General features: G+C 51.4%; 9 protein-coding genes. 2 read left to right on the top strand and 7 right to left on the bottom strand.

From position 1 onward, the window contains the following. Window positions 1–156: 156 nt before the first annotated feature. From AC0IXI_RS23555 to AC0IXI_RS23530, 6 genes are all read right to left on the bottom strand, one after another. Window positions 157–405 carry a hypothetical protein gene (locus AC0IXI_RS23555; RefSeq protein WP_471683290.1) on the bottom strand — a complete coding sequence of 83 codons (249 nt, stop codon included), beginning with the start codon at window positions 403–405 and terminating at the stop codon, window positions 157–159. Between the two features lie 7 nt (window positions 406–412). Continuing rightward, entirely contained in the window at window positions 413–1,021 is a 609-nt protein-coding gene (locus AC0IXI_RS23550) for a recombinase family protein (protein ID WP_471683289.1), read from the bottom strand. 25 nt (window positions 1,022–1,046) lie between these two features. Continuing rightward, window positions 1,047–1,391 carry a cell envelope integrity TolA C-terminal domain-containing protein gene (locus tag AC0IXI_RS23545; protein ID WP_471683273.1) on the bottom strand — a complete coding sequence of 115 codons (345 nt, stop codon included), beginning with the start codon at window positions 1,389–1,391 and terminating at the stop codon, window positions 1,047–1,049. Between the two features lie 1,541 nt (window positions 1,392–2,932). Then, window positions 2,933–4,336 carry a VapE domain-containing protein gene (locus tag AC0IXI_RS23540; RefSeq protein WP_471683288.1) on the bottom strand — a complete coding sequence of 468 codons (1,404 nt, stop codon included), beginning with the start codon at window positions 4,334–4,336 and terminating at the stop codon, window positions 2,933–2,935. Between the two features lie 338 nt (window positions 4,337–4,674). Continuing rightward, window positions 4,675–5,019, bottom strand: coding sequence for a hypothetical protein (locus AC0IXI_RS23535; protein ID WP_471683271.1), 345 nt, complete (start codon window positions 5,017–5,019; stop codon window positions 4,675–4,677). Window positions 5,020–5,070: 51 nt separating this feature from the next. Further along, window positions 5,071–5,940, bottom strand: a complete 870-nt coding sequence (locus AC0IXI_RS23530) for a hypothetical protein (RefSeq protein ID WP_471683287.1) — start codon at window positions 5,938–5,940, stop codon at window positions 5,071–5,073. 60 nt (window positions 5,941–6,000) lie between these two features. On the opposite strand from AC0IXI_RS23530, the gene AC0IXI_RS23525 reads away from it, so the two are divergent. Both AC0IXI_RS23525 and AC0IXI_RS23520 read left to right on the top strand, forming a co-directional pair. Further along, window positions 6,001–6,402 (top strand): hypothetical protein, encoded by a 402-nt coding sequence (locus AC0IXI_RS23525; RefSeq protein ID WP_471683269.1) that lies wholly within the window; start codon window positions 6,001–6,003, stop codon window positions 6,400–6,402. A gap of 90 nt (window positions 6,403–6,492) precedes the next feature. After that, on the top strand, window positions 6,493–6,993 hold the full coding sequence (locus AC0IXI_RS23520; protein WP_471683268.1) for a recombinase family protein: 501 nt from the start codon (window positions 6,493–6,495) through the stop codon (window positions 6,991–6,993). Between the two features lie 215 nt (window positions 6,994–7,208). On the opposite strand, the gene AC0IXI_RS23515 is transcribed toward AC0IXI_RS23520, so the two are convergent. Then, window positions 7,209–8,324 (bottom strand): hypothetical protein, encoded by a 1,116-nt coding sequence (locus AC0IXI_RS23515; protein ID WP_471683286.1) that lies wholly within the window; start codon window positions 8,322–8,324, stop codon window positions 7,209–7,211. Window positions 8,325–8,408 lie beyond the last annotated feature (84 nt).

The following is an 8,408-nucleotide window of genomic DNA, read 5'->3' as shown; positions in this document are numbered from 1 at the left end:
GGCTCGCTGGGCAATTCTGCGCGCTATGTCTGCACCTTGTCTGCGATAGTGATATAATTCTGCGGTCATGTTGTGAACCCATCGTGATTAATGATTTTGCTACGTGACGCGCTCCGGGGCGGTTACAGCCGCCCTGGGCACCCGTTTTACTACTCTTTACGACTCAAGCCAGGGAACCACACGACACGCGCAATGATGCGCCGCTGCGGGTGATCCTCTGCGTTCATCTGCTACGGTGTACGCCAGCTCACGCAAGGCGCTGTAATAGTTGTTCGCTTTCTCCTTCGTTTCCTCCAGCTCTTTACGGTGATATTCCTCGGTACTCCAGGCGCTGCGCAGCTTCTCCACGTAAAAAACACGTTGGCAGATTAATGCGATAACCAGGACGGCTACGGCTGCGATCAAAAAGTATTCATGCTTTGCCCTCTGCGTTATGCGCTGCCCATACGCGCTTTACAGTCGCAGGGCTAACACTCAGGCGCTTTGCCGTTTCGTTAATGCTCACGCCCTCAGCTCTCAGTTTTACGATCTGCTCATTCGTTTTAATGTTCGGGGCTTTGCCCTTGTACTTGCCAGCGGCTTTGGCAATAGCGATCCCCTCAGCAGCTCTGCGGCGGCGGGTTTCGTAGTCCTCATGGGCAGCTTTAAGCATGATCCGCAATAACATGCGCTGGGTATCAGCCAGGACAATGGCAGCGGTGCTATTAGGGTCAATGGTGGCGCTGATTTCGCTCAGGTCTACAACACCGGGGATCGCCAGCCGTGCGCCCTTTTCCTGGATGGAATGGATCAGGGCTTCAGCTTGCTCCAGTGGTAAACGGGTCAGGCGGTCTAACCGTTCACAAATAACCGCATCACCGGCTTGCAGCTCTGCAATCATACGTTGCAGCTCTGGACGGTCTGCGCGTACTCCGCTCGCTTTCTCGCTGTAAACAGCGGCAACGTAATAACCCTGGGCTTTAGCATCGGCAATAATGGCTTGCTGCCGCTCCAGATCCTGCGCGGTGGTAGATACGCGCAAATAAACACGGGCTATTTTTGTATGCTCATGATTTAAAGTCCAGTGGGATTGGCTGGCTGCGCAGCTCGATTGGGGCATTGGGTACGGGGTAAAGGGAATTGATGTATTTGATAATGTGCTGGCAAAAAGCGGGATCGCCTCCCTGGACTTTTGCTGCTTCCAAAATTCCTGCATTGTCGTAGTTCAATACGACACTGCATTGCTTACCGTGCTCAATGCCCACAAGCGCGCCATCCATGTAATCGCGGATTTGTTGCACATACTCACTAACCGTAACAGGTGCGGCATTGTGCTGCGTGTTGTAGTTCTCATGCCCTTGGGTGGCGCAGCCAGACAGCAAAAAGACGGCGGCGGTAACAATCAGTTTCATGGTGTTTTCATTGGCTCAATTGACTATAGTTTAATAAGCCTATCACCACATAGCCAGTAAGGGTAGCTCTTTTGGTTTTTTTTGGTTCTTAATTAGCTAGGCTCGCTTCTATGGTAATCAATGAGCTACTTGCAGCGCAGGCGGTCTGGCGCAAAGTTTGAGAAAAATCAAAGGCTGGGGAATTGTGCTGATCGGGAACGAAAAAGCCCCGCTGGGCGAACCATGCGGGGCTATCCGGGCGCAACGCGTTACCGCTGCAATGCAGTGCTATGACGCCCGTTAACACTCATTTATGCAAGATGGAAATGACCGAGAAGGATTGAACCAATCATCGAACCGGCAGCGCCTACGATGATCGGCACAACCACAGCCGTCATGAACCACTTGCAAGCATTTACGAACATCATTAGATAGCCTCCGCGCTTGCAACGGCAACCGCTTGCGGCTATTCTTTTGTTTACCAGACATAAGGAATACCCTCGCTTGTTGCCAAACCATGCAACGAATCAGCGGGGGTTTTTTCTTTCTGTTGGCTTGCGCTTCCAGGGTAAAAACACCCCGCTAAACGTTACGCCTCATCTTCACGCATGCTTGCCTACGCTCCAACTTGCCGCACATCTTACGCAATAGACCGACCGCCACAACCCCTATTTTCCGTAATCGCCTGGTATTCATACTGTTTCCAGCATAATGGCAATTTAATTGCTGCGTCTCCCCGTGCCATAAGCGCCAGCAGTGAAAGTGCCAGCTCTACAGGGGGCGGCGCTGCCGCCGTACTGCCAGGGCGGGTGCCTATATTGATCCCGGCTCTTTTTTTAATCCGACGCCTGCGGGATCATAGGTGCGGTTATGTGCCATCACTCTTACCATTCCACCCCCCAATATTACCCCCTAAAATTCGCTTTAACCCTTACCAGCTCTGCATTCTCTATTTATCACCACTCTACCCCCTACGCTTTCTTACCCACCTGATCCCCTGATACCAGACCGATAAAACCGACATGGCGGATCACCCTTCCAGCGATACGGAAAGTTAATCCTGTAACGGGTGCAAAAGCGGGGGTTTACAGGAGCGATCAGCTCCTTCCTGGTGATCTGGATTTTGAGCGAAACAGGCGGGTGTTCCACCCGTTCCACCCATTTCGCCACAAACATTCCCCAGACGCATGTTAATTGTACGCATTGTAACCATGTAGCGTTATTTATGAGCATATTGCGCATTACTTAAACAATTAAATCATTCCATCACTTGTTAACCCTATTTCGTATGGAACGGGTGGAACACTGCCCGCAAAGCCGCTCCACATCTGGCTTTAGCTGTTCCATACGCGGGTGGAACGCGGGTGGAACGGGTGGAACGGGTGGAACAGCGGGTGGAACAGCGGGTGGAACGGTCTGTAAGGCGCATGAATACTGGGTTTATCGGGTGGAACAGGGGGAAAAAATAGGAATGGTGTTCCAGGGTGTTCCATACGCGGGTGGAACACTTTTAGATTAAAAAAAAGGGCAGCAAGCGCCGCCCTTTAGTGAGGTGATCGGGGTTATCGGTTATAGAAATAACCGCGCCTGTTTTCCCCGGCAAAACGGCGGCGTGTGTTGATATAGCCGAAATATTCCATTAGCGCGCTCAGGCGGTTACGGTGCGTATTATTAACGTTACCGATAGCGATCCCCAGTCGGGACCAAAGCGCCTCAGTAGTAACAAATTCTACCGGGGATTTTTCGATCTCCAGATAGGTAGCTAAATCATCCTCCCAGGCATCAATAACGCGGTATTTATCGTGCTGGGCCTCGGCCAGCTTCTCTGCTTCCTGCCAACGGATGCCGCCGTTTTGGAACATATGCAGCCCCTCAGCCCATAACTGATCGCGGTCGGCTTTGAGCTGGTCAATTTTGACGGGGTTAGTTTTGGACGCGCCGCACGTAACCGGCAGATAACGGCGGTTTCCAGTGCTATCGGTCAGAATCTCATGCTTATTAGTCGTACCGACGAAAATCACGCGGCGCGGGGCATCAATGGCAAATTCTTTATACTTCGGCACCCATTCATCAACGGTGCGGGAAATAAACGCCTTACATGAATCTGCATCACGGCTCTGTAATCCGCGCAGTTCTTCGATCTCCGCAATACATTTGCCCCGCAATAATCGGGCAATATCATCATCAGACTTTCGGAAATCAACTGACACATAAGCATCATTAAACGGGGGGATCACCGCAAGGGCGGTAGATTTTCGCTGCCCCTGGCTACCGTAAATAATCGGTGCCATATCAGCTTTTATTCCTGGTTCCATAGCGCGGCCAGCAAGGGCAGACCATAGATATTCACTGACAGCATCGAGGTAATCAGCATCACCAGTGCAAAGGAAATACTCACGTAAAAACGAGGTAACGCGCGGTTTGCCATCCCATTTTAACGCCTGCACCCATTCTGTCAGGCTATCAAAGGAATCCTGTTCCGCTACCCAAAACAGTGCATCACGGGTGGTTTCTTTGCTCACTTCCTTAAAGGCAAGGCCAGTTAAGCGCAGGCGTAATGCGGTGATCAGGTTATCGGTAAGTGTGGAGCGTTTGCCTTTCGTTTCTACACATTCAGCGGCTTGAAACTGGTCATATCGCAGCCGGTAGCCGGTAACTTTATGATTCATCAAAGCGCGGGAAGCATTGGAAAGTGACGGTTGGAATTTACCGACTTTGAAATCAATCTCCATACCATCGCCAAAATTCACGGCAGGGTATTTGGGTTCGGCAGCAGGTCTGCCACGCTTCGCGCGTTCTTGCGATAAATTCGCTACGTTATCGGAATTTTCAGACTGATCAGCCGGTTCTTTACCATTATTAGAAATGGCAGAACCCACGCCAGCCGGGGCTTTCGATTTTTTCGCAGCTTTGGGCGCTGATTTTTGGTTTTGTTGCAGCAGGGCTGCGGTGTGAATTTCTGTCATTACAAAAATCCCTGTAAATCGGTTAAAAATTCACCGTCCGGGATAGCCAATAACAGAAAAATAGATGTGAAAAATTCGTGAGCCGGGTATACTCTTTTTTGCAGTCATCATTGAGATGAGCGCAGGAGTACCGGCACGAAAAACATTTTCTGTCATTGAACTGTCACTTGCTGGGTAGGCGCGGACGGTTCGTCATAAAGTAGTAAGCAGTACATTCAAAACCCGCTGCCAGGCGGGTTTTGTGCTTTCTGGGATTCATCATATCTCAGGGGGGACGATAACGGATCTCTTTTTTCAGTCTGTTCGCCACAAAATCCCAACCCCTTCCAGCGCAACGACTAGCGCGCGCCAGCTCCGAAAAGCAGATCCGCGCCACGCCCCGGTTTTGATGTCATCCGTGCTGCCTGTTGTTGCCTGCGGCGCTCTCTCCCCAGGTCTTTTGATATTTCCCGATCTTCCTGCGCTGCTCTGCGCTGTTTTTTCTCTGACAGTTCCAATAAACGACGCTCACACCATGACGCGCGAATTAAGCAAGCCTCTGCATCTTTCGGTAATTGACGGATCGCAAACTCACGCCATACGCCCGCCGCACGACGCATCAGCCCTGCTGCTTCCAGCTTCTCTGCCTTTTCGTTCTCCGGCGCTTTTGGCGCAGCCTGGGAGGTGCATTTAATCACTGACATTCTGATCCCCGTTTATCAAATAATCGCGCAGGCTCTCTGCGCCGGTTGCTGCTAAATAATCAAAAAAATCGTAGCCGGTGGGCTGTTCAGGAGGGGGCGCGATGACTCGCCCCCGCAGGGCTTTAACGGCTGCGTCGGCCAGCGTTTCTGCGCCACGGTCAGGACAAAAATCAGCTCGGCATCAGGGCACACAATCAGCAGATTTTCTGCGGCTTCTGCGAAAAATACGGCACTAAAACAGCAGATGGCCAGCGCCTCTGGATCATCGCTCAGGGCATGACTGATAGCCGCCGCCGTGCTCCAACCCTCGGCGATATAAAATCGCTTTTGCTGGGCGGTTATGCGGTCGCCAATCGGGAAGAATGAGCCGCGCTTCTGGCAGTCTTTCAGCGCGCGTTTCTTGCCATCAGGGAGCACGTTTTCAACATTGATCATTACCCTTCCGCCGCTGCCGTTCGGCAGGTAACACGGGACGCAAAGCGCAGGCTGGCGAGCGGATGGATACCAACCCCGCCGCAAACCGGCTGTATTGAGCACTCCGCCGCACTCCTGCTGCTTTTTCACAAGATAGGGATGCGTAGACACCTCACCACTTTTAACGCTCTCCCAGCGCTTCTGGGCGCGTTCTACGCTGCCTTTGAGTTCTGCACTGTCCAAACGCTTTACGAGGCGCGAGCGCCTCCCCTGCTGCGCCTGCTGCTCATGTTTGGCTATCTGCTCGCGTAATTGTGCACGGGCGGCGAGTATGGCTTTTGTCTGGTTTAGTTGGTTCATGCTCTCGATTGTTTCCAGGTTCCACCACTCACCGTCCTGATCACGTCCATCAGCCGCAGGGAAGCGGCCAGCATCGCGCCAGCGGTAAATCGTTTTGGTGCTTTTCTCTAGCCGGTCGGCCAGATCTCCAATTCTAAATTTTTTCATGGGGGCGATCAGCTTATAATGTCCAAAACAAGTATATACATATTTTGGACACTATAGGTAATGCCATTAAAATTTAGTCAGCTCCGCTATTTAGATATACCCGCCGTACTTCAGGATATTGAGGGGGTTATTCACCACCTAAACAGGATTTTTAGACCAGACCAATTGCGCTATGAGTACATGATCAGCAGCACGGGTTATGTGTACAAAAAGAAGGGTAAGCAATGGCAGCAGATAGTGCCGGTTACAGGCAAATGCGGTTTCCCCTACATTCCTGTTTGTTTTATCGGGCAGTCGGTCTGGTTCAGAGTTCAGCTACTTGTTGCCGTGCTATTTCTTGAACCTTCAGCGGAGGTGCTGCGGGATGAAATGAAAGGCTGGGACGTTATAAATAAACGCGCACCGCATCTGCCTAACGTTAAAAATCTTGAGTGGCGGCGGGTGGAATCATTGCCGTTTTAGTGTCATGCTGCAATGCAAATGCCTTGCAAACGCAAGGCAAAACGCAAGGCAAATGCAAGGCAAACGCAAGGCAAACGCAAGGCAAAAAGAATGACGAAACCGACAAAAGAAAACCTAACTTTCCGCATAGAGCCTGCGCGTAAAAAGCAGCTTTCAGAAGAAGCGAAACAGCAGGGTAAAACTATTACCGATGTGCTAAACAGCATCATTGATGCGCATTACTCCCAGCAGCACCAGCAGCAGCCAGGAAGCGAGCTGGGGCGTGTTCTTATTGCTCTTGAGCGCATCGAGGGCAAGCTATCCGGTAAGGCTGCACAGCCAGCCGTGACGCGTGTTACAGCCCCACAAGGTACGTCAGAACGGCCAGCGGTTATACCTCATCCACAGGCGCAGCGCGTAGATCCTCGCTTTATTACTGTTGATACTGGCGCGGATGAATTAATAGGACGGCTTACAGCTTCATGCGTAGGACTAAATGCGATAGCGCAGGCGCTCAATGATGCCGGTTATCTAACTGCAACCGGCCAGCCATGGACAAAAAGCAGAGTGCGTGACTATCGCCACAAGCTAAAAGAACAAGGGCGTGTGTAATGCGTTTGCCTTGCATTTGCCTTGCGAAACGCAAGGCGTTTGTATTGCATTTGCCTTGCGTTTTTTAGGCGAAAAAAAGCCAGCATTGCTGGCTTTTTCTCTCTGCATAGCTCCAAGGTTACGCAGATCGCGCGCTCAAAAAGGTACTGGAATTTACCCCGGATTCGCGCTTGATTATTCGACCATACTGTCAAAATTACGTCAAATCTTGAGAATTAGCACAATGACGCCAGCAGCAATTTTGCGTCGACACCTGCCCCACGCCTGATTTTTTCGCCGCAATCAGCCATGAGCGATTTTACATCGTCATGATCGATTGTTCCGCTATCGAGCATCTCAGATAGTCCGTTCTCTAATGTCTTTAAATGCGCGTGTTCTAAACCGTGGGCGCGCAATTTTTCTAAACCTTGCGCGATGTACTGATCAGCAAGCCTGCGGCTCTGGATGCGTTTAACGCCATCCTGCAAGTTATCGGCATTATCAATAGATTGGTGTGCCTTCTGAAGCGTAGCAGGGGCGGCGCTTTGGCCGCGCAGGGCGTTTGCCTTGCGTTCGTCATAGTCTGCGCGCTGCTGGGTAATGCGTGTAAGCATTTCATTTAACCGCTGCTGCACTTGTTCTGGCTCTGTTCCGGCCTTCAATTGCTTTAGCAGCCCGTCGATAAGGCGCTCTCTTACGTGGTCTTTTGTATCGAGGGCGATCAGAACTTCAGACGCGCGCTCGATGTTCTCCCGGATCTGTTTCATCTGTTCGGGGCTATGCTTCTGCGGCTTTGCTGGCTTGCTCTGCGGTGCAATGCCTGCGGCCAGCTCTCTCGCGCGCTTTTCGTTTACGACCAGGGCAGGGCCTTTTCTTTTGCCGGTGGCTGTTTCTTGTTTGGTTACTTCAGCTTTTACCATTGTTGCTATCTCATCTACAGTACGCGCCAGCACTGGCGTAACGCCATTTTTAATCAGTGTATTTTCCAATATATCGGTTACTGCTTCAGCCGTTTCCAGATCGCTTGCCTGGCGTACTAAATCGCATGTTCTCGCTATTTTGATTTGCTGCTGAAAATACAAATCAGCGGAGTGATTGCCAGCAGCCGGCCCCGATTTTATGAGGGGCGAAAAACTGGTTTTCATCACCCGATCAGCTTTTACGGCCAGCTCTGCTGCCGGTGCTGATTTTGTCAGTTCTTCAGCTCGCGCCCCTGCTGCTGCGCGTATCATCGACATATCCCAGCCGGTGCGCTGGCTAATTGCTGCCACCAGTTCCGCGCCGCGCTCTGTTTTGTTTTGGCCGGTTGTGGCAAGTACGGCCAGCGCCTCGATCAGAAAGGAATCATTCATTTTTTCACCTTTTTGCGCAGCATGTATCGTTTCAGGTTCTCAGCTCCGACCGTTGCACAATCAGCGCGCGGGGCGTTAATCAGC

The sequence above is a fragment of the Buttiauxella sp. AC038 genome, assembly GCF_979253565.1.
Note: the sequence above shows the minus strand (reverse complement) of the source record. Positions and strands in the feature narration are given on the sequence as shown.

What these genes read in the sequence shown, in the direction of transcription:
- AC0IXI_RS23545 (WP_471683273.1), bottom strand. Translation starts at nt 1,391, where the DNA reads ATGAAACTGATTGTTACCGCCGCCGTCTTTTTGCTGTCTGGCTGCGCC.
- AC0IXI_RS23540 (WP_471683288.1), bottom strand. Translation starts at nt 4,336, where the DNA reads ATGACAGAAATTCACACCGCAGCCCTGCTGCAACAAAACCAAAAATCA.
- AC0IXI_RS23535 (WP_471683271.1), bottom strand. Translation starts at nt 5,019, where the DNA reads ATGTCAGTGATTAAATGCACCTCCCAGGCTGCGCCAAAAGCGCCGGAG.
- AC0IXI_RS23530 (WP_471683287.1), bottom strand. Translation starts at nt 5,940, where the DNA reads ATGAAAAAATTTAGAATTGGAGATCTGGCCGACCGGCTAGAGAAAAGC.
- AC0IXI_RS23525 (WP_471683269.1), top strand. Translation starts at nt 6,001, where the DNA reads ATGCCATTAAAATTTAGTCAGCTCCGCTATTTAGATATACCCGCCGTA.
- AC0IXI_RS23520 (WP_471683268.1), top strand. Translation starts at nt 6,493, where the DNA reads ATGACGAAACCGACAAAAGAAAACCTAACTTTCCGCATAGAGCCTGCG.
- AC0IXI_RS23515 (WP_471683286.1), bottom strand. Translation starts at nt 8,324, where the DNA reads ATGAATGATTCCTTTCTGATCGAGGCGCTGGCCGTACTTGCCACAACC.